The organism is Micromonospora sp. AMSO31t, assembly GCF_008868175.1.
GTDB lineage: Bacteria > Actinomycetota > Actinomycetes > Mycobacteriales > Micromonosporaceae > Micromonospora.
Window position 1 is genome coordinate 1 of record NZ_WBKT01000333.1, and the last position, 533, is coordinate 533.

The 533-nt window shown below is 76.9% G+C and carries 1 protein-coding gene; it reads right to left on the reverse strand.

Annotated elements, in window-relative coordinates; translation table 11 throughout:
* Window positions 1-93 precede the first annotated feature (93 nt).
* Window positions 94-533: endonuclease/exonuclease/phosphatase family protein (locus tag F8274_RS30820; RefSeq protein WP_192580062.1), on the reverse strand; the 440-nt coding region annotated here is incomplete at its 5' end.

Consider the following 533-nt stretch of genomic DNA (forward strand, 5'->3'; position numbering starts at 1 on the left):
CGGGTCGGCGGGGTGGGTCCGACGACGGTGGCGATGTTGTTCCGCAACGCGGTGCGCGCGGCGGAGCGGGTGTCCGGGCTGGGCTGAGTGGCGTCAGCCGAGGTCGACGATGAGCGGCCGGTGGTCGGAGATGGTGGACAGCGGGGTGTCGACGGCGGTGACCGGAGGCAGCCGGTCGAGGCCGCGCCGGTCGGCGAGGATGTGGTCGAGCTGCACCCGGGGTTGCCCGGCCGGGTAGGTGGGGCGGCGGCCCAGGGGCCGCCAGCGGGTGAGCAGGGCGGCGGGTCCGGCGGGCAGGTTGAGGTCGCCGAGGAGGATCCGCGGGGCGGGCAGCGCGCGCAGGGCGCGGACGACGCGGCGCAGTTGCAGCATGTTCCACCCGGGCACGAAGGACAGGTGGGTGGCGGCGACGGTGAGCGGCCCGTGCGGGGTGTCGAGGACGGCGGCGAGGACGACGCGGGGTTCGTCGCGGAGCAGGACGAGCCCGCCGCCGGGGCCGGGGACGTAGATCGGTGAGCGGACGGGGGCGGGTC